This is a genomic window from Gardnerella sp. c17Ua_118 (assembly GCF_055804255.1).
Genome location: NZ_JANUYT010000001.1, coordinates 593,738 through 614,631, shown reverse-complemented (window position 1 = coordinate 614,631; position 20,894 = coordinate 593,738). Strand labels below are relative to the sequence as shown.

The window sequence follows — 20,894 nt, the reverse complement described above, 5'->3', positions numbered from 1 at the left end:
ATAAAGTTTGATAAAGTTTTATAAAGTTTGATAAGTGAGAGTTGTATGAGGGGGTATTTTAATGCGTATTTTGATTACTGGTTTTACGCCGTTTGATAATGAGTCTATAAATCCTTCGTGGGAGATTGCGCAATCAGTGCATGCGCCTGAAGGTGTGGAACTTGTTCGTTTGCAGATTCCTACGGAATTTAACAAGGGTGCGCAAAAAGTTATTGAGAAAATAGAGGAAGTTCACCCTAATGCTGTGCTTTCGCTAGGGCAATTTGGCGGTTCTGCTTGTTTTAACGTTGAATATGTTGGCATTAACTGTAGAGCTGCGCGCATACCAGATAATAGTGGATATAAGCCTTGGTATGAGTCTGTTGTGCAGGATGGTGATGTGGCTTATAAAGCGACTTTGCCAGTTGTGAACATAGTTGACGCTTTAAATAAAGCGAAATTGCCTGCGGCTGTGTCTTTTTCTGCGGGTGCATACGTATGCAATGACGTGCTTTACAGTGTTTGTAATTATTGCCAGACTAAAAAATTGCCAATTAAGAGCGGTTTTATTCACGTTCCGTATTTGCCTGAGCAGGTTCTCAATAAGCCGAGCACGAGTTCTATGAGTTTAGCTGATATGCTTCGAGGCATTGAAATTGCACTGCGAGTGATTGCAGATGATTGCAAGTGATTGCAGATAAATCGCCAGCAAATCGTTAATTTGTAAGTAATTGCTAATAAATAGTATGAAGTATTTATTGTCTATACTTGCTCAAGCACGTGCCTATTTACCAGGATCTTGCTGGCCTTCGTTAGACCTGTTTGGATCTGGCTGAGAAACAGTAGGCTTTTCGGTAATAGGCTTCTTTTGATCAGCTTCTTGCCTTGCTAAATCTTTGCGCATATCGGTCGTAGTTTTGCTTGCGTTATCAATGTCTTCGCAAATCTTCATAACCCATTTTCTTAAATCTGTTGCATACGTTGGAATAAGTTCATTAACCCACATTACAGATGTGTAGCTTCTTCCAGCAGTTCCCGTCAAAATGCTAATATCGTCGCCTTTACGCTGACTATTGCTTATAAGTACGTCGAATTTTCGTTCTTCAATAAGCTTTTGGAATTCATCTATATTAGCCTTGTCTACTTCGTCGCCTTGCGCTACTTGCTGAGCATATGCTTTAGGTGCAGAATCGCTAATGCCCATATCAGACATAAGCCAGAAAAGAACAGGATTTATTGAAGCGTACTTAAACTTTTTGTGACTTTTAGCAAAGTTTGCAAGATATTCGTCAAGCTTATTTTCTTGCGATTTAACTGCGTCAAGTCTTTTAGCAAAAACCTTCTTTTTTGAAGGAAGGACTTTAGAAAAAGCGTTGCAAATGCTAGAAGCCATCTCGTTTCTAGCATCTTTTGAGAACCAAAGATAAGGATTGTCGCCATTTAGCGCGCCGACTGTAGAAGCTGCGTTTACAATCTCGCTGCTTTTAGACGTATGCTTTGCAACCCAACTATCGTAGCCAGCGCCATTTGACACAACAACTTGCGCAGAATACAGCTTTTGCAAATCTTTACTAGACGGCTTAAAAGTAGACATGTCTGTATCTGGATTGCTGATTATAGATTGCACTTCAACATCATTTCCGCCGATTTCTCTAGCTAAACTTGCCCAAGATTCAAGAGTGGAAACAACCTTAATTTGCTTAACCTCTTTTTTGGGTTGCGTTGGAGTTTTAGAAGATTGCGAGCTTTCACCGCACCCAGCTATGCCAAGCAACATTGATGGAACAATTATGCACGCTAAAACAGCTTTGCATATTTTCTTTGCGCGAGTTAAATGAAAAATATTTTCGCACATCTTTGCGCCCCTTCCGTCAGTGTTATTAGCATTAGCACTTGTTAAAACTCGTTCTAGTTTGCTGCAAGGCTTGTCTGTTGCAAGGCTTGTTTTTCAAAGGCTCGCAGTAGCTTGCTTATGCAATATAAATACCATTCTATTATAATATTCAGTTATTAACAGTTGTGTCGCGATGCTTTGTGTCGCGCACTTCGATACCTCACGATAGCCTATCCATACGAATATCCTACGCGTACGAATTGTGTTAGAAGATTTGTAAGTTGAACATAAGAATTAACATGCGAGTTGGGAGTGAATCATGGTTGTTGTGTTAGATGGAAAAGCGCTAGCTGCAAGTATTAAAAGCGACTTAAAAAATAGAGTAGAAAAGCTTAAAGAAAAAGGCATTAATCCAGGGCTTGGAACGCTTTTAGTTGGAAGCGACCCTGGCTCTCTGAAGTATGTTGCTGGAAAACACAAGGATTGCGAAGAAGTGGGGATTCGCTCAATCCGCTGCGATTTGCCAGAAGACGCTAGCGAAGACGAAATTCTTAAAGCCGTAAATCAGCTTAATAATGACCCTTCTTGCACAGGTTTTATTGTGCAATTGCCTTTGCCAAAGGGAGTTGATTCCCAAAAAATTATTGAGGCAGTAGACCCTGCAAAAGATTGCGATGGAATGCATCCATATAATTTGGGCGAGCTGGTTATGCATATTTCGGGAGATATTGTTACGACTCTTCCATGCACGCCGCGAGGAATTTTGGCGCTTTTAGATGCTTATAACATTGATCTTGAAGGCAAAAATGTGTGCGTACTTGGACGAGGAATCACGGTTGGCCGAACAATCGGGCTCCTTCTTACGCGCAGGGGAGTAGACGCAACTGTAACATTGTGCCACACTCGCACTCGTGATTTGCACGATATTATGATGCGCTCCGACGTTATTATTGCAGCAATGGGCAGCGCGGGATTTGTAAAGCCGTGTGATGTTAAGCCTGGAGCCGTGTTGGTTGACGTTGGTGTTTCGCGCGTTTTTGATGAAGAAGTGGGAAGGTATCGCGTAAAAGGCGATGTTGATGTTGCTTGTAGAGAAGTCGCAGGAGCGTATTCACCAAATCCTGGTGGAGTGGGACCAATGACTCGCGCAATGCTATTGGCTAATGTTGTTGATATGGCTGAGCGAGCAGCGAGTGGCAAGTAAGTTGCAAGTAGTAAATATCAAACACTGCGACACGCCCGAAGTAAAACGGCGATTTTGGCTATGCCTATATATAACATTGACAGAGCGCGTGCATAGTGCGCGTGCATAAATCATAATTTAATATCGAGTAATATCCACCCCAAGAAGAAACCACTAATAAGTAATGGCAGAGAATAATAACGAAGTCGCCAAGGTTGCGATTAATGATATTGGCACCGAAGAAGACTTCATCAAGGCAGTCGATTCAACCATCAAGAATTTTGATGATGGTGATTTAGTTGAAGGTACCGTCGTAAAGATTGATCACGACGAAGTATTATTGGATATCGGCTACAAAACTGAAGGTGTAATCCCTTCCCGTGAACTTTCCATCAAGAAAGACGTTGATCCAGATGATGTTGTTGAAGTTGGCGACACCATCGAAGCCCTTGTTGTAACTAAGGAAGACAAGGAAGGACGTCTTATTCTCTCCAAGAAGCGTGCACAGTACGAGCGTGCTTGGGGTGATATTGAGAAAATCAAGGATGCAGACGGCATTGTTGAAGGTACCGTTATTGAGGCTGTTAAGGGCGGCTTGATTGTAGACATCGGTTTGCGCGGCTTCTTGCCAGCTTCCCTCGTTGAAATGCGTCGCGTTCGCGATCTTTCCCCATACATTGGTCAGAAGATTAAGGCTAAGATTCTTGAGCTCGATAAGAACCGCAACAATGTTGTGCTTTCTCGTCGTCAGTTCCTCGAGGAAACCCAGTCCGAAGTTCGCGAGACCTTCCTCTCGCAGCTTAAGAAGGGTCAGATTCGCGAAGGCGTTGTGTCTTCTATCGTAAACTTCGGCGCGTTTGTTGACCTCGGCGGTGTTGACGGCCTCATTCACGTTTCCGAGCTTTCCTGGAAGCACATCGATCACCCATCTGAGGTTGTTAAGGTTGGCGATAAGGTTACCGTTGAGGTTCTCGACGTTGATCTCGATCGCGAACGCATCTCCCTCTCCCTTAAGGCAACTCAGGAAGATCCATGGCAGCGCTTCGCTCGCACCCATGTTCCTGGACAGGTTGTTAAGGGCAAGGTTACCAAGATTGTTCAGTTCGGTGTGTTCATCTCCGTTGAAGACGGCATCGAAGGCTTGGTTCACATTTCCGAGCTTGCTAACCGTCATGTAGAGAACCCAGAAACTGTTGTTAAGGGTGGCGAAGAAGTATTCGTTAAGGTTATTGACGTAGACCTCGATCGTCGCAGGATCTCGCTCTCCTTGAAGCAGGCTAACGAGGCTGTTGATCCAAATTCTGAAGATTTCGATCCAGCTCTCTACGGCATGCCAGCTGAGTATGACGAAGAAGGAAACTACAAGTACCCAGAAGGCTTCGATCCAAACACCAACGAGTGGATTGCTGGTTACGAGCAGCAGCGCGAAGAGTGGGAAGCACAGTATGCAGCAGCTCACGAATTGTGGGAGCAGCACAAGGTGTTCGCCGCTAAGGAACTCGCAGCTGCAGCAGAATCCGCAGCCGCTGATGGCCAGAGCGAAGAAGCTGAAGAAAAGAAGCCAGCTAAGGAAGAAAAGAAGGAAGAAGTTGCTTCCAACTATTCTTCTGAGGCTGCTAACGAAGGTGCTTTAGCTGATTCCGATCAGCTCGCAGCTTTGCGCGAACAGCTTTTGAGCGAAAAGAAGTAGTTTCTACTTTCTACTAGAAGCTTGTAAATAAAAACTAAGATGCCCTCGGTGAGTAATCATCGGGGGCATCTTGCGTATTGTTGTTCATAATGTTTTACGAGTATCTTGATTATGTTTGACGTCTATTTTGAGTACATTTGACAAGTATTTTATAACTCAAGTTTTGTAATTAAATATAGGTACAATCAATTTTCTTTTAAGAATCGTGATTATATGATGTAAAACGTCAATCATATTTACTAATCGTATTTACTAAAAGGATGGTGAAAATATGAGCACTTTAGAAAACAATCAGAAAAATCCTCAGTTCCCTTCGTATGATGGTAATAATGAGGAAAACGCTAAAGGAACTTTAGAAAGCTCGCGCAGTAAAATTGTTGCAGGTTTGCTAGCGATTTTCTTAGGATTTTTAGGTATTCACAATTTTTATCTTGGTTTTAAAGGAAAGGCGATTGCGCAGCTGCTTATTTCTGTTCTTTCTTTTGGTTTCCTGTTGATTATTACGGGAATATGGGCATTGGTTGAGGGTATTTTGATTCTTTGCTCAAAGCCTGGAAGTAAGTGGCACAAAGATGCTGATGGTGCTGAGTTAAAAGACTAAAAATAAATATTTAGTATTAAGATTTATAAGTAATTTTACAAATAAAAGATGCGTTTTAGAATTCAATTTCCAAAACGCATCTTTTATTTTTTATGCCTAAAACATTAGAACAAATGAATAATATAGCAAATACACTTATTCTTTAATATTGCATATTTTTTAATTTCATTAATGCTGCAGAGATAGCTATTAATAGAATCATTAAAGCATAAGGAATAGTTGTGTTGATTCCAGTTTTTTGCATCATTCCTCTATTCTTTGCTAAAGCATTGCCAGATTTACTATAATGCTTATCATTATTTTCATTATCAATGCTGCTATTATCCACATTGTAATTATCATGTTTTGCTTTTGAAGAGTAATTATAATTCGTTCTGGAATTGTCTGTATTGGAATAATCCTTTCTGTAATTTTGAGAATATTCTTTATCTGTGCTAAATGTACTGCTGTTCTGTTTATTGTTATTCTTATTTGGAATTATATTTGGACTAATATTCTTATTTATCTCCTTTTCAGATTGTGTTGTTTCAGAATCTTTGCTGATTTGTATATCAGTATGTGATTGATCGTTAGATAGAGGATCTGTTTGAGTACTAGAATTTTTAGTTTCACTTACAACATTTAAGGTTATAGTCGTTTCAAATGATAATTCTGTGTTTGAACGATCTTGATTTTTATTTGCAGACGCAATACGAATTTTTGCAGTAAGTTTATCTCCAACTTTTGCTGTTTTAGGCACTTCAATTTTCAAAGGAATATATGTAGTTTTATTCGCTTCGATTGTTACAGAATCGCTTGATGCAGTAAAATCACTTGTGTTTATAGACGTAACTTTAATATTTTCATATTTAGTACTCGTAGGATTTACCACAGGAAGACTTATCTCTTTGGTGGATAGATTGATTTTAGTTGTAGAACCTAAGGTTATGTTAGGACGTATACTTAACCATTCAGCAGAAATTCTCGTATACATTATGTCATTATTATCGCCCTCATATAGAAGACCATAGCCGCCTCCTGCTTTTTGACTTAAAGCTTGAATAGTGGAGTAAGCCATTGCGCCATTCTTGAATCCCTTTTCTTCTGTCCAATTTTCTCCATCATTGTATGAGACACGTATCAAACCATTTGCTCTTCCAGAACCAGAAGAAGATGAATATAAGAGGATTCTCGCTGCATCAGAACCAATTGGAGCATCTGGGAATGCTCTTGTTATTTGAGCGTTATTACCTGGATCTGGCAGTGTCTCATCTTTGTATGCTTTACCATACGTTTCTCCGCCATCATTAGAAAGAGCAATGATTCTATGATTATTTGCACCACCTTCATGCGGTCTAGAGTTTAACATAATTCTTCCATCAGAAAGCTCTACAACCTTATTTTCATCCATATGGCTTTGTTCTTTACCTAGTCCAACTGGATTTCCAGCTTTCCAAGTTACTCCATGGTCATCAGAGTATACAGATACGGCTTGCCACTTCTCATTGTTTCTTTGCACACTTCCATTGGAACTGTTTACTATTGCGTATTGTTGTATTAAACGACCTTTATATTTTCCGTATTTTAGTTGAATGCCATGTCCAGAAGTAGCAAATCTAGCTCGTTCATTTTTTGGATATTTAGTTATGTCTTTAGTTATAACTTTTGGTTCGCTCCAAGTTAAACCGTTATCTTTTGAGCAAGTAACAGCAGCATCTAAAATATGTCTATCACTTTGATTAGTGCTAGCTGTAGAATCCCATACTCCACCATCGTATGATTTGACGAAGAATAAGAAAATATTGCCTGTTTCTTGGTCTACAACATATGAAGGGTCAGAGAATCCATATTTATTTGGGTTTTCTTTTCCTTTTGCTACAATTTGTATTTTTTCAAAAGTTTTTCCACCATCTTTAGATATTCTTTGAACAATAGAATTTGGATTAGGAGCATCATATGCACTATTTGGTCGATAATCCCAAGCTGTAAGAATCCAACCATTGTTAGCTTCAGCTATTGCAGGTATTCTATAATAAGGTTTTCCAGTTAGTCCTTCTACAGTTTGACCTATTGTTGCTAATCTAATAGGATCTCCGTCTTTTCTAGGCCTTGGAACTGGATTAATATTTGTAACTTTGTCTCCAATTAATTTTGGAGTAGATATAACTTCATTACCATTTGCATCTTTGCTAATTTTCCAATCGGTTGATGGAGTGAAACCTTTTTCTTTAATATCAGAATCCTCTGTTATATGGAATCCTTGCGTGCATGATACAGTTTTTCCTGGTTGTAGATTTCTCCACCTACAGTTACCGTTATTCCCTTCAACAGCCACAGCAGTGAGATTACTGTTAGTTGGCCAAACAGTCACATTGTGATTAGTATTATTTGTGTAAGTCAGCTTATATCTTAGCGTATCCCCAACTCGAACATCATTTTTTAAATCATCCGTACGTGTAATCGTAAATGTTACTGGTTCAGTTTGTTCATGGGGGGGGGGTAGTTGCTGATGCTACACCTATGCTAAGTGACACAATTGTTGCAGATGTAAGAATTGCTGAGAAAATATTTTTGCAAACTTTATGCGCTGTTCCAATCATTATATTCCTTTCTTCATTGAAGGCGTATAAGTAATTACCTATAAATTACATCTTTGTCTTTATAGTTTGCGAGAACAATTACCTCGTATCTGTAGATTCTAAATCATTCATATGACATGTGACGTATGTTGAATTTTATGATAAAAAGAAGAAATTATATTGATTAAGTGAATATAAGCGAAAATATTTCGAAAATAATAATTAGTACTTATATAACGATGGTTATGTAAAATCAAATATGCATATGTCGATTAAATATGTTGTGTTGTAATACGGATAGTAGCTTGTATAAAGGATTTTTATGAAGAATATTGAAATTAAAAAATTAGATTATTTAGAAGCCAAAGATAATATGAATATAATTTTAGATTTATATCTAAAAGCATTCCCTAAAGAACTGGATCGTATAGATAATGTTCGTGAGCGCATATTAGATAGTTTGAAAGATAACAATAGTGCGCTTTTACTTGTTGCTACAATGAATAATCGTATTATCGGTGTTTTATATGGCATAGAATTATTACAAGATAATTGGTATGCGAATCAAATTAAGCCATTTTTATCAGAAAATTATGATTGGTACAATCAAAGCTTAGAGCTAAATGAGTTGTTTGTAGATCCTGAGTTTCAGCATATAGGCGTTGGCAGTGCGCTTATGAAGAAAGTCGAAAATCTTAAATTATATAAAACAATAATTTTATCTACAGAAAAAGATAATAATGTTGTTGCTTTAGATTTTTATAATAAGCTTGGATACAGTTTATTAACCGATAATTGGAAATCTTATTACGGGTCTATTTACTGCGTGCTATATAAGAAGTTTTAGTTGTGTCAATTAAAACTTACGTTATTGTGAGAAATGTATCGTTTATAATCAAAATATGACAATGATGCGTATTGCTGTAACGGGCGGAATTGCGGCTGGAAAATCTACAGTAGTAAACCATTTGCGTTCGCTTGGCGCGTTTGTTATAGATTACGATGTTTTAGCGCGTAAATGAGGCTGCTAACGAAGGTGCTTTAGCTGATTCCGATCAGCTCGCAGCTTTGCGCGAACAGTTTTTGAGCGAAAAGAAGTAGTTTTCTACTAAAAGCTTATAAACAAGATGCCCTCGGTGAGTAATCATCGGGGCATCTTTTAATATCTTTAGTAATAACGCTTTGATTTATTAATTTTTTATTATATAGTTTTTAAGAAAATAAATTTCTTACGAGAGAAAGTGTAATTATTGTGAGTGATTTGGATAATCAAACTGGAGATTACTCAGGCTCTGACAATCAGACTCAGTACGGACAGCCACAGTACAATGATCAGTCTCAGCAGTACAACCAGGCTCAGCCACAATATAACGACCAATCCCAGTATGGTGCTCAGCCTCAGTACAATGCTCAGCCACAGTATGGTCAGCCTCAGTATGGCCAGAATTCGTATTCTCAGCCTCAGCATGGTCAGTACTCTCAGTCTGCTCCTCAGTACAATCAAGCGTCTTCCTACTCTAACTATGGGTCTAATAATTATTCATCAAACACATACAGAAGCTCTCGTAACAAGATTGCTGCAGGCCTGTTAGCGATTTTCTTGGGCGCTTTGGGTGTGCACAATTTCTATCTTGGTTTTAAAGGCAAGGCTATTGCCCAGCTTCTTATTTCTATTCTTTCTTTCGGCTTGCTGGCTTTTGTTTCTGGAATTTGGGCATTTATTGAAGGAATTTGCATTCTTTGCTCTCAGCCTGGTTCTAAGTGGCATAAGGATGCCGATGGTGCTGAACTTCAAGACTAATTTTACAATTACTATTTAGCATATAATGCCCCGGTAATTAGTTACTGGGGCATTAATTATAATCAAAATATGACAATGATGCGGATTGCGGTAACGGGCGGAATCGCGGCTGGAAAATCTACTGTAGTAAACCATTTACGTTCGCTTGGCGCGTTTGTTATAGATTACGACGTTTTAGCGCGTAAAGTAGTGGAACCAGGAAGCGTAGTCTTGCGGAAAATCGTAGGCATTTTTGGAGAAGATGCCGTTTTGAATGATGGCTCTTTGAATCGCGAGTTTATTGCGGAGCATATTTTTGGTGATGATGTAAATCATAAGCAAGCATTAAGCAGGATTGAGTCGCTTATTCATCCTGCTATTTATGATTTAGCGAAGACTTTAGAAGGTGAGTATATAAGCGAGTATGAGAGCAAGCATGATAGTCAGCTCAAAGAAAACCGTTGCAAAGTCGGCGCTTTGAGCTCGATTATTGTGCACGATATTCCGCTTCTCGCGCAAGTAATTGACAGCATTCCATTTAGTTTTGACCATATTATTACAGTTGAAGCGCCTAAAGATGTTCGCATTGCGCGAATGATAATCGAGCGCAAAATGAGTCAGAATCAGGCGCAGCAGCGCATAAATAATCAAGTTGAAGAGATTGAGCGCAAAAAAATCGCGGATTTTGTGGTTGATTCTACAAAGCCTATGGAAGTTATGCTTAAAAGCGTTGATTCAAAAATTAAAACGTGGATGGGTGAGGATTAGTAAGGAGCATTAGAGACCCAAAGGAAAAGTCGCCAGCAACCGCGCGATTGTTGGGTTTTAGTAAAATAAATAAAATGCTCTTGATGCTCTTGGAGAAAAATAATGTCGAATAAAATTCAGCGCACAAACAAGCCTTTTGTTGTAAAAGCGCCATACAAGCCTTCGGGCGACCAGCCGCAAGCAATCGAAGAGTTAGCAAATCGCATTGAAAACGGCGAAAACGACGTTGTTTTAATGGGCGCAACTGGCACTGGTAAAACTGCTACAACCGCTTGGCTGATTGAGCGTTTGCAAAGGCCTACACTTATTATTGAGCCGAATAAAACTTTGGCAGCTCAGCTTTGCGCGGAGTTTCGCGAGCTTATGCCAGATAATGCTGTGAGCTATTTTGTGTCTTACTACGATTACTATCAGCCAGAAGCGTACATTCCGCAAACAGACACGTATATTGAAAAAGACTCGAATATTAACGACGATGTTGAGCGTCTTCGTCACGCAGCTACAGCGAATTTGCTTACGCGTAGGGATTGTGTTGTTGTAGCTACTGTTTCGTGCATTTATGGACTCGGTACCCCAGAGGAGTATGCCGAGCGAATGCTTATGCTGAGTGTTGGCCAGCAACTTGAGCGAGACGATTTATTACGTCAATTTGTTAGTATGCAATACAAGCGTAACGACATTGCGTTTACGCGCGGAACTTTTAGAGTGCGCGGAGATACGGTTGAGATTATTCCAGTTTACGGAGAATTAGCTGTGCGAATTGAGTTTTTTGGTGACGAAATCGACAGAATTACAATGTTGCATCCGCTTACTGGGGAAGTGATTCGCCAAGAGAGTAGCGTTCATATTTTCCCAGCGTCTCACTATATTGCAGGTCCGGAGCGCATGGAGCGTGCGCTTGAGGCGATTGAGAAAGAGCGTGACGAACGCGTTGCGCAGCTTAAAAAGCAAAATAAATTGCTGGAAGCTCAGCGTTTGGAAATGCGAACTACGTACGATTTAGAGATGCTTCGCCAAGTGGGTGTGTGCACAGGAGTGGAGAATTATTCGAGGCATTTTGACGGTCGCGCGGCAGGTACGCCTCCGCATACGCTTCTTGACTTTTTCCCAGACGACTTTTTGCTTGTTTTAGATGAGTCGCATGTAACCGTGCCACAAATCGGAGCTATGTATGAGGGAGATGCTTCGCGCAAAAGAACGCTTGTAGAGCATGGCTTTAGGCTGCCATCGGCAATGGATAATCGCCCGTTAAAGTGGAACGAATTTTTGGAGCATGTTGGTCAAACTGTGTATCTTTCTGCAACGCCTGGAGACTATGAGCTTGGGCTTTCGGATGGCGTAGTTGAGCAGATTATTCGCCCAACTGGCTTGCTGGACCCTAAGATTGAGGTTCGACCTGTGGAAGGGCAGGTTGACGATTTGCTTGCGGAAATCAAGGCGCGTGTGGCAAAAGATGAGCGCGTGCTTGTTACTACGCTTACAAAGAAAATGGCGGAAGACTTAACTGATTACTTTTTGGAGCTTGGTATTAAAGTTGAGTACTTGCATTCGGATGTTGATACTTTGCGCAGAGTGGAGCTTTTGCGCGAGCTTCGCGAAGGCAAAATTGATGTGATTGTTGGCATTAATTTGCTTCGTGAGGGCCTGGATTTGCCAGAAGTTTCGCTTGTTGCGATTTTGGATGCAGATAAGGAAGGCTTCTTAAGATCTTACCGTTCGCTTATTCAGACGATTGGCCGCGCTGCTCGTAACGTTTCGGGAACTGTGCTTATGTATGCAGATAGCGTTACGGATGCTATGAGCAAGGCGATTAGCGAGACGGAGAGGCGTCGCGAAAAGCAAATCGCGTATAACAAGGCGCATGGAATTGACCCTAAGCCTTTGCGAAAGAAGATTAGTGACGTTAACGACATGCTTGCTAAAGAGGATGTTGATACTCAAACTTTGCTAGCAGGCGGTTACAGGAATGCTAATAAGGCTGGGAATTCGCATTATGGAGTGCCAAAAGAGCCAAATCTTGGGCAGCAAAGTAAAGAAAAGCGTATGGCGAATATATCCGCCTTGCCGCAAAGCGATATTATGTCTTTGATTAAGAATTTGAGCGAGCAAATGCATGTTGCTGCAGAACAGTTGCAGTTTGAGCTTGCTGCTCGTTTGCGCGACGAGATACGCGATCTTAAAAAAGAGTTGCGTCAAATGGATGCGGCTAATAAGTGAGCGTAATGAGTGAGCTTGTAAGTTATCTTGTAAGTTAGCGTTGATAATAAATAAGCTAATGTATGCGTCAAATATTGAGTATTCTAGTTAGATGTGGTGAGTGCTGGATTTGAATATGTTAATAAAAGATTATTTATTGTCTATGATTCACGCGATGTCTTTGCATTGATAGAGAATCAGCCATGGAATATTCTAAATTTTGTTAATGTGAAAAAATAAATTTATTTTATTTTTTTGAAAAAATACTTGACAAAAGGATTGAGAGAGAGCATGCTCAGACAGACAGACAGACAGACAGACAGACAGACAGACAGACAGCGTGATTTTGTCTTTTTTGTAACATAATTTTTTACAATTTTCACCACTCTATACACTATTTATTTTGAATTCGCACATAATTTTTGGCCTATAAACCTATATTTGCGCTATATAAATTTTTGAATTTAATAAAAAATTATTATTACTATAATCATTAATTTGGTTGGGAATAAAATGAATAATAAAATAATAAATAAAGTTATTAGTTTAATAGTTGCTTTTATAACTGCGATTGGACTTTTTGCAGGGGTTGTGAATGCACAAGCTGATAGCAAAACAACTACAGAAGTTAAGAAATATCCGCTTTCACTTGATATGGATATTGTTTTAAAATCTGGAGATGGTTACATACATCCAGGTGCTAAAAATCAAGTCGCCAAGAACATTGAAAATATGTGGGAAAATCTTCCGATAACTGTCGAAGATGAAAATGGAAATAAAATTGATGTCAAGAAAGAGCTGCAATCTAACTTTCAGCGTTTTGTTGGCAATTTTGCGATAGGACAAAAATTAACAATAACGATTGATACTAATAGCATTCTTGACGGTTATAATCTTTCTTATAATGCGGATCATGAATATATTTCTCAAGCAAGCGGTTATTCTAAATTCACAGTCAAATATCACCTCGACAAAGATAATGACCCTATGGTTGTTAGAATTTCGTTTGGAAAAATGAATGTGAAATTCGATCCTAAGGGCGGAAATATTGGCAGTGAGTCGGGCACAATCATAAAAACTGTAAAAAAAGATAATACGGTTGATTTCCCAGCTAACCCAACAAAAAAAGATTTGGAATTTGGGGGATGGTATACCGAGCTTCCTGATATTGAAGCTTACCGACAGCGTAACATTGTAGGCAAACGCTACTATTGGGATAATAATTCGCTATTTTCGGATTGTAACCGTGATTGGCAGACATACAATGATACTACTTTAGACCCATTATATGATGGTGTATTTTTACTTCGCGCACAATGGAATGCAAGATATACATTTAATGCTAATGGCGGCACCTTTAGTGATGGTACAGCCAAGAAAAGTGAAGCAGTACAGCAAGGCAAGAATATTAATATATTGCCTGCGCCTACGCGCGAAGATTATCAGTTCTTAAACTGGGCGGATGCTGCTGGTAACACTTACAATCCAGGTGATACTTATACTTTGAATGCTAATACCGTGTTTACTGCCGAGTGGAAGCAGATTCGCAATACAGTTACTTTCAAGAACGGCGATAAGACTCAAACGGTAAAGGTGGAAACTGGTAAGGCTATTGATACGGATGCCTTGACTGGCCAGTCTATGCCTAAGAATCCAACGAAGGATGGTTATACTTTCAAAGAGTGGAATACAAGCTCGGATGGTAAAGGTAAAGCATTTACTGGCACAACGACTGTTGATAGTGATTTGACTGTGTATGCCATCTTTACGAAGAATACAGGCAGCGATGATGGTGGCGATAATGACGACAACAATGACAGCGGAAGTGTTGAACCAGATTCAAGCGATAATCCTGAATTGAATGTTGGAGGCGGCAGCGTAAATAACAATAGAACGTTAGACGGTGCTGCGAACGGCTCGGCAGATGGTGCTGCAAATGGTGCAGCTGCCAATGGCTCGTCAAACGGTCTCGCAAACAGAAGCGGTTCTGCTAAGTCGCGGACTGCTGGCACGCGCTCTTCTGGAGTGCTGCCAAATAGTGGTGCGGATGCCTCTGGAGTAACTCTTGCATCCTTCGTCTCTATTGTGTTTGGTTTATTTGTGGCTTCTTGCGCTGTCATAAATCTCAATAGTGCTAAGCATTTGCGCTAGTTTGCATTATTGTGTAAGTCATAAATAAATTAAGGCGGGCACTGGTTAAACGGTGCTCGCCTTGTTCTTTTAGATTGCCTTATTGTTTCTTGCGCTTTGTTGTTTGCGTTTGCAATTCCTATTCAGTTATATTACTTTAGTTGGTCTGAATTATATACAATGTAATGATAATATGTTGAATATAAACGAATATTTGCGTATAGTAAAAGAAGATGGAGGTATTGTTGTGACTACTACGAATTTAAATATCAGAACAGATAAGGGAATTAAGGAACAAGCTGATAAGATTTTTTCAGAACTCGGTCTCAATATGACAACAGCAATTAACATGTTTTTGCGAACAACTATTCGTGAGAACGGGATTCCATTTTCTCTTAAATTAGAGGTTCCAAATGATACAACGATTGCTGCTATTGAGGAGGGTAGACGAATTGCATCTGATCCTAGTGTAAAGGGTTATAGGAATATGGAAGATCTTAAGGCGGCTCTTGATTTATGAAATACGAAGTAAAATTCACGAATCAATTCAAAAAAGATCTTAAATTAGCTAAGAAACAAAATAAAAATACGGATAATCTTTCAGAAGTAATTAATGTTTTAGCCAATGGTGGCGTGCAGAAGCTAAATATTGCGATCATTCTCTGACTGGAAAATATAGCGGAACAAGAGAATGTCATATTGAACCAGATTGGCTTTTAGTATATGAAATTAAGAATGAAGTTCTTGTTTTGATGTTATATAGGCTTGGTACGCATTCAGAATTGTTTAAGAAATAAAATAACACATTTTTAAATCTACAGCTTTTTTATTGATAAAAGGTTTAATGTGCAAGCGTAAGTGCGATGTTTCATAGTTTTCCTTGCGAATTGGTGGGATATTAGTACGACGATTGGCGAGTTTTTGTTCCGACGATTGGCGAGATATTGATATGACGATTGGCTATGTTTAGAAATGTGGTTGTAAGTGCTAAACGTTAAAAGGTTTAATTAGTGGCGGCTCATCAATGCGATGGACTCTAAAGGTGATGTGTTGCTTATGATTATGGCCTCTCTTGCATGGCAGGAATCGGAGTAGCTTTCAAAGAATGTTAAGATGTGTATTCAGTTCAGATATCAGAACTGCGAGATTCATGTCAATCACAACTGGTTCTTGGGATACACCAAAGATGAGAACGGACACCTTGCAGCAATACATGGTGTTTTTGTCATTTATAGAAAATTTATATGGTGGAATTATGCCAGGATTGAATTTATCAACCAAATAGTTTATAGCGTAATAAGTTTAGGTGTGTTTTAGACATAGAGGATAACGATGAAGACATTTGATATGATTAAAGAATTATGTAATAAAAAAATATAAGCGTTTCGGAACTTGCCAGACGGATAGGGCAGACTTCGCAGAACTTTGGTAAGAAACTGAAACGAGATACAGTTACTCTTGAGGAGTTGAAACAGATAGATGATGTTATGAAGGTTACCTTTGAGCAATCATTTATCTTCCCGGGTGGAGAAATGATAAAAACAAGTAATGAGTGAGAGAAATCATGGCATACGAAAAGAAAAGTATTAGAGCAATAATAGATGATGTAAATAGTAGAAGATTCTATCTTCCTGCTATTCAAAGAAAATATGTGTGGGGAGATTCACAGATCACAAGATTAATGGATTCTATCATGCTTGGATATCCTATTGGAACTTTTCTTTTTTGGAAAGTTAAGAAAACTATTGTGAACCAAAAAGAGTATTCAATGTATGAATTTATAAAAGATTACCATGAGCGAGATATGTGTAAGAATCCGGCTGCACCGCAGCCGTTCCCGTTTGGTAGTGGAGATGAAACGATCTGGGCTGTTTTGGATGGCCAGCAGAGATTGACTTCTCTATACATAGCTTTGCAAGGAAGTATGAGCAGAAAACTTCCAAACAAAAGATGGAAGAATGATGATGCATTTCCGAAGAAAGAACTGTACTTTGATTTGCACAGTGAAAAAACTGATGATGAGGACATTTCTTACGATTTCAGATTTTTAACAGCAGAAGAAGCCGCAAAGAATAAGGACAATAAGATATGGTATTTAGTAAAAGATATTCTTAAGTATTCAGCTGAAGATTTATTAACAGAAGTTATCATTCCAAATGGCTGGGCAACAGATAAAGTTGCAACAAAGAACATTTCGCTTTTACATACAAGACTTGTTACTGATGAAATTATCAACTACTTTGAGGTAGAAAAAGATTCGATTGACAGCGTATTAGATATTTTCGTTAGAGTAAATTCTGGTGGAACCGTTCTTTCAAAGAGTGACTTGTTATTCTCTACTATTGTTTCTCATTGGGATAAGGCAAGGGATGAAATTGATAAGTTGCTTTCTGAAATAAATAAGAAAGGCGAAGGATTCAAATTCTCTAATGACTTTATAATGCGAACTTGTTTGTATCTTTTAGATATGTCCGTAGCATTAAAAGTAGAAACATTCAAAAAAGACAGTGTATTAAAAATAAAACAAAACTGGGCTGCAATCCGAAAAGCCATCAAGGATACAGTTGATTTGTTAAATGAGTTCGGATTTAATTCAGAAAACATGATTTCTTATGTGGCTGTTTCTCCTATGGTTTACTACAGATACAAAGGTGGTGATTTCGATTCAAGCAGTAAAGCTGAATTAAGAAAATATATTGTAATCGCACAGGTAAGACAGATTTTTGGCACCGCATCAAATTCTGCACTGACAAGCATAAGAGAGGCATTGAAGGCTGCGCCATCTAATTCATTTAGTATGAAAACTCTAAATGGGATTAGATTCACAGGTGACAGAACTCTTAGATATACTGCGGATGAGATTGATTCAATGTTTGATACATACGAGATTGGAGCCTATACATTTATGTTGTTATCTCTTCTGTATCCAAATTTGAAATATAGTCAGAAGGGATTCCACCAAGACCATATGCATCCGTATACGGGATTTGAAGAAAGCAAAATTGATGGTTTGATATTGCCGGACGGAACAGTGATTGATGATGATACTAAAGAAGATTGGCGTAGAAGAAGGAACACATTAGCAAACCTTCAGTTGCTCGAAGGCAGAGAGAATGAATCTAAGAATGCCACACCACTCGTTGATTGGTTGAAGATTACTGAAAATAGTGAAAATGCTAAGTACCTTCCAGGAAATATTTCTTATGAACTTTCAAATTTTGAAGAGTTTATGGAGAAACGTCAGGAATTGATGAGCAATGCATTAAAGGATATTCTTTTATAGTATTTTCCTATACAAGCAATAAGGCTACCCAACACTTGTGTCGGCTCGACATACCGATTTTCAGGGGGATGACTGTTCTATGATTGCCCTATACAGCAGGTGGATTATAGGTTACTCGTTGAACAATCAATCCACGTGGAGAGTGTCGTATTAATGTTGAGGGGTTAAAGCTGGGTGTGCATTCCGTAACGTTCAAAATTACGCTACTTCTTTCGCTACTTAGTTCGTTTCAATTCTCGCTCAAAAAATCGTGTATTAGTTGTTTGTGTCGTTAACAATATTTTCTATATTTCTGCCTGAGTAGAAGATACGGATAACAGTAACTGTAGTTTTATTTTCGTCTACTTGGTAAAAAACTGTGTAGTTATCTATGGGAACTCTGTGTATTCCTTTAGAACACCACGGCTCCCACTTAACAAGTGTATATCGCATAGGCATAGTCTCAAGAGAACGTATAGCATGCTTAATGCGGTTGACTTGTTTTTCAGCTATTCTTAGAACTTATAATGTAAAACGAATGTATTCGTATAGCTCTGTAAGATCAAGGAACGCTTGTGGAGAATAAATGATTCTGTATGATTTGCTCATACTCCGTATTCTTTAGCGAAGAATTGGTCTACTTCATCTGCACTGTATTGTTTGCCAGTTGAAATAGAGTCGATGCCTTTTTGTAATTCTTTATCCAACTCGGCTCTTGTTAAGCTGCCTAAAGCAGTAGGCTTATTAGTTGGCAAGCGGAGTTCAAATGGCATGCCTTTTTGTAAAACAATCTGGCTGTAAAGCATTTGGATTGCTGAAGATGGTGTTATTCCAAGTTGGTTCAAGATGTTTTCAGCGTTTTCTTTAAGATTTGTGTCGATTCTTGCATATACAGCGTTCGTGTTTGTCATTGTGTTCGCGTCCTTTCTGACCTTATTTTACAAAATTCTTGCAAGCATATGCAAGCGAATGAAAGCAAAAGTTTAACTACTATTCAGATTATAGATTCCCGTTGTTGGTTTAGGTATTTTTTGTTGGATGGAAATTAGGCGTATTGGTAAACCTGAAGGAGTGTGAAGATGGCTGCAAAATATTAAGATGTGCAAGAATTGCTAGAAAAAGCTGATTTTAATGCTAGCTTGAGTTTGCTTTAGTGAGGACGATTGGAAAGCGCGGTGTGTGAAATACATGTCGTCAAGTCATAAAGGCCAAAATATTTAGTGTGTGCAGCAATTCTTTTGTTGCGTGTATTTTCATGTTTTATGCGAGCGCTACTTAATGCGTAATGCGTATCAATGCGTATAATCGTATAATAATGTGATAAAAAACACCAAAATATGTATAATAATGTGATTAAATGCATTAAATTATGTATAATAATGTGATACACGATAAAAGATAACGCAAAATATAACAGAATAACCGCAGAATTGTTGCAACATAATAACGTAGCAGAACAATCACGCGTAAAAACAGCAACGCACTAATACGGCTGCAATATCTAATAGCGTAATGCAAGATGAAAGGTGAGTAATCATGAAAAGGCTGATTATGAGCAAACTTTTAGCATGGAAGAACTCGCCGTATCGTAAACCATTGATATTAAAAGGCGTGCGTCAAGTTGGTAAAACTTGGATACTAAAAGAATTTGGTAAGCTTTACTACAAAAATATTGCTTATTTTAACTTCGATGAAAACAAAGAATATAAGCAATTCTTTGAAACCACTAAAAATGTGGAGCGAATTTTACAAAACCTCACGCTTGCAAGCGGCCAAAAAATCGAACCAGAAAACACGCTGATCATATTTGACGAGGTTCAAGACTGCCCAGAAGTAATAAACTCTATGAAATATTTTTGCGAAAACGCTCCGCAATATCATGTTGCTTGCGCTGGATCATTACTTGGAATAACGCTTGCAAAACCATCTTCATTCCCAGTTGGAAAAGTTAATTTTATGCAAATAACCCCAATGAATTTCACAGAGTTTTTACTTGCTAATGGAGATGAAAATCTAGCGAAGTATATTGAACAAATCGATAAAATAGAGCCGATTCCAGACGCATTTTTTAATCCTCTATACGAGAAATTAAAAATGTATTATGTTACAGGGGGAATGCCTGAGTCAGTTTTAATGTGGGCTAAAGCGCGAGATGTAAACGCAATGCAAGAAACATTGTTTGAAATTATAACAGCTTATGAACGAGATTTTGCGAAACATCCTAATGTTAGTGAGTTTCCTAAAATATCAATGATTTGGAATTCTATTCCATCTCAACTGGCGCGTGAAAACAAAAAATTCTTGTATAAAGTTGTTAAAAATGGTGCTCGGGCAAGAGAATATGAAGACGCTTTGCAATGGTTGGTGTCGGCACAATTGGTGTATAAAATCTATAGAAATACTGCGCCGAATTTACCTATTGCTGCTTATGATGATCTATCTGCTTTTAAGATTTATCTGGCAGATGTTGGTTTGTTAAGGCGATTAGCACAACTTGCTCCTACTGCATTTGCGGAAGGCAATAGGCTGTTTACTGAGTTTAAGGGTGCTTTAACAGAAAATTATGTTTTGCAGGCGTTACTTACTCAATTTGAAGTTATGCCTAGATACTGGTCTCAAACGAATCCGCCTTATGAAGTGGATTTTCTTATTCAACGAGAAAATGATATTTTCCCTGTTGAGGTTAAATCTGAAGCAAATATTAACAGTAGAAGTTTGAAAAAGTTTAAAGAACTATTCCCTAATCAAACGAAATTACGTATACGATTCTCGCTGAATAATCTAAAACTAGACGATGATATGTTGAATATTCCGTTATTTATGGCTGATTACACGGATAAGCTTATAGAACTTGCGCTGAAAGATTGCACTGAAAGAAAATGATTGATAAGTTAGCGTGACTAATCGCAAGTT

Annotated in this window: 16 protein-coding genes and 3 pseudogenes; 15 read left to right on the top strand and 4 right to left on the bottom strand. The window is 38.5% G+C overall.

Annotated elements, in window-relative coordinates:
- Nucleotides 1-61 precede the first annotated feature (61 nt).
- The gene (locus NYP69_RS02560) at nt 62-670 is read left to right on the top strand and encodes a pyroglutamyl-peptidase I (protein WP_115761821.1); all 609 of its coding nucleotides are present in this window, start codon (nt 62-64) and stop codon (nt 668-670) included.
- 93 nt (nt 671-763) lie between these two features.
- On the opposite strand, the gene NYP69_RS02555 is transcribed toward NYP69_RS02560, so the two are convergent.
- The gene (locus tag NYP69_RS02555; protein ID WP_473412911.1) at nt 764-1,834 is read right to left on the bottom strand and encodes a metal ABC transporter solute-binding protein, Zn/Mn family; all 1,071 of its coding nucleotides are present in this window, start codon (nt 1,832-1,834) and stop codon (nt 764-766) included.
- Between the two features lie 298 nt (nt 1,835-2,132).
- Here NYP69_RS02555 and NYP69_RS02550 point away from each other — a divergent pair, with 298 nt between their 5' ends.
- From NYP69_RS02550 to NYP69_RS02540, 3 genes are all read left to right on the top strand, one after another.
- Entirely contained in the window at nt 2,133-3,017 is an 885-nt protein-coding gene (locus NYP69_RS02550; protein WP_004130520.1) for a bifunctional methylenetetrahydrofolate dehydrogenase/methenyltetrahydrofolate cyclohydrolase, read from the top strand.
- A 163-nt stretch (nt 3,018-3,180) separates the two neighbouring features.
- Nucleotides 3,181-4,686 carry a 30S ribosomal protein S1 gene (rpsA, locus tag NYP69_RS02545; protein ID WP_004130522.1) on the top strand — a complete coding sequence of 502 codons (1,506 nt, stop codon included), beginning with the start codon at nt 3,181-3,183 and terminating at the stop codon, nt 4,684-4,686.
- A gap of 271 nt (nt 4,687-4,957) precedes the next feature.
- The gene (locus tag NYP69_RS02540; RefSeq protein WP_004130524.1) at nt 4,958-5,287 is read left to right on the top strand and encodes a TM2 domain-containing protein; all 330 of its coding nucleotides are present in this window, start codon (nt 4,958-4,960) and stop codon (nt 5,285-5,287) included.
- Between the two features lie 142 nt (nt 5,288-5,429).
- Here NYP69_RS02540 and NYP69_RS02535 read toward each other — a convergent pair whose 3' ends face one another.
- The gene (locus NYP69_RS02535) at nt 5,430-7,637 is read right to left on the bottom strand and encodes a sialidase family protein (RefSeq protein WP_004132912.1); all 2,208 of its coding nucleotides are present in this window, start codon (nt 7,635-7,637) and stop codon (nt 5,430-5,432) included.
- Between the two features lie 530 nt (nt 7,638-8,167).
- Between NYP69_RS02535 and NYP69_RS02530 the strand changes: the two genes are divergently transcribed.
- From NYP69_RS02530 to NYP69_RS02485, 10 genes and pseudogenes are all read left to right on the top strand, one after another.
- Complete coding sequence (locus tag NYP69_RS02530; protein ID WP_004132908.1) at nt 8,168-8,692, top strand: GNAT family N-acetyltransferase; 525 nt, start codon at nt 8,168-8,170, stop codon at nt 8,690-8,692.
- A gap of 55 nt (nt 8,693-8,747) precedes the next feature.
- Nucleotides 8,748-8,864 (top strand): annotated as a pseudogene (locus tag NYP69_RS02525) (dephospho-CoA kinase); the annotation flags it as partial.
- A 233-nt stretch (nt 8,865-9,097) separates the two neighbouring features.
- On the top strand, nt 9,098-9,646 hold the full coding sequence (locus NYP69_RS02520; RefSeq protein ID WP_004132906.1) for a TM2 domain-containing protein: 549 nt from the start codon (nt 9,098-9,100) through the stop codon (nt 9,644-9,646).
- A 69-nt stretch (nt 9,647-9,715) separates the two neighbouring features.
- Nucleotides 9,716-10,393 carry a dephospho-CoA kinase gene (gene coaE / locus NYP69_RS02515; protein WP_004132905.1) on the top strand — a complete coding sequence of 226 codons (678 nt, stop codon included), beginning with the start codon at nt 9,716-9,718 and terminating at the stop codon, nt 10,391-10,393.
- Between the two features lie 102 nt (nt 10,394-10,495).
- Complete coding sequence (gene uvrB, locus NYP69_RS02510; protein ID WP_473410543.1) at nt 10,496-12,610, top strand: excinuclease ABC subunit UvrB; 2,115 nt, start codon at nt 10,496-10,498, stop codon at nt 12,608-12,610.
- Between the two features lie 492 nt (nt 12,611-13,102).
- On the top strand, nt 13,103-14,740 hold the full coding sequence (locus NYP69_RS02505) for an InlB B-repeat-containing protein (RefSeq protein ID WP_004130538.1): 1,638 nt from the start codon (nt 13,103-13,105) through the stop codon (nt 14,738-14,740).
- A gap of 172 nt (nt 14,741-14,912) precedes the next feature.
- Entirely contained in the window at nt 14,913-15,239 is a 327-nt protein-coding gene (locus NYP69_RS02500) for a type II toxin-antitoxin system RelB/DinJ family antitoxin (protein ID WP_004130540.1), read from the top strand.
- A pseudogene (locus tag NYP69_RS02495) lies at nt 15,236-15,516 on the top strand (type II toxin-antitoxin system YafQ family toxin). Before NYP69_RS02500 ends, NYP69_RS02495 begins: the two are co-directional and overlap by 4 nt.
- A gap of 579 nt (nt 15,517-16,095) precedes the next feature.
- Nucleotides 16,096-16,275 carry a helix-turn-helix domain-containing protein gene (locus tag NYP69_RS02490; RefSeq protein WP_430886666.1) on the top strand — a complete coding sequence of 60 codons (180 nt, stop codon included), beginning with the start codon at nt 16,096-16,098 and terminating at the stop codon, nt 16,273-16,275.
- Between the two features lie 8 nt (nt 16,276-16,283).
- Complete coding sequence (locus tag NYP69_RS02485) at nt 16,284-18,002, top strand: DUF262 domain-containing protein (RefSeq protein ID WP_060785520.1); 1,719 nt, start codon at nt 16,284-16,286, stop codon at nt 18,000-18,002.
- A 255-nt stretch (nt 18,003-18,257) separates the two neighbouring features.
- Here NYP69_RS02485 and NYP69_RS02480 read toward each other — a convergent pair.
- Together NYP69_RS02480 and NYP69_RS02475 are read right to left on the bottom strand one after the other, a co-directional pair.
- Nucleotides 18,258-18,590 (bottom strand): annotated as a pseudogene (locus NYP69_RS02480) (type II toxin-antitoxin system RelE/ParE family toxin).
- Nucleotides 18,587-18,892 carry a type II toxin-antitoxin system RelB/DinJ family antitoxin gene (locus NYP69_RS02475; RefSeq protein ID WP_004132937.1) on the bottom strand — a complete coding sequence of 102 codons (306 nt, stop codon included), beginning with the start codon at nt 18,890-18,892 and terminating at the stop codon, nt 18,587-18,589. Before NYP69_RS02475 ends, NYP69_RS02480 begins: the two are co-directional and overlap by 4 nt.
- 625 nt (nt 18,893-19,517) lie before the next feature.
- Between NYP69_RS02475 and NYP69_RS02470 the strand changes: the two genes are divergently transcribed.
- Entirely contained in the window at nt 19,518-20,864 is a 1,347-nt protein-coding gene (locus NYP69_RS02470; RefSeq protein WP_473410541.1) for an ATP-binding protein, read from the top strand.
- Nucleotides 20,865-20,894 lie beyond the last annotated feature (30 nt).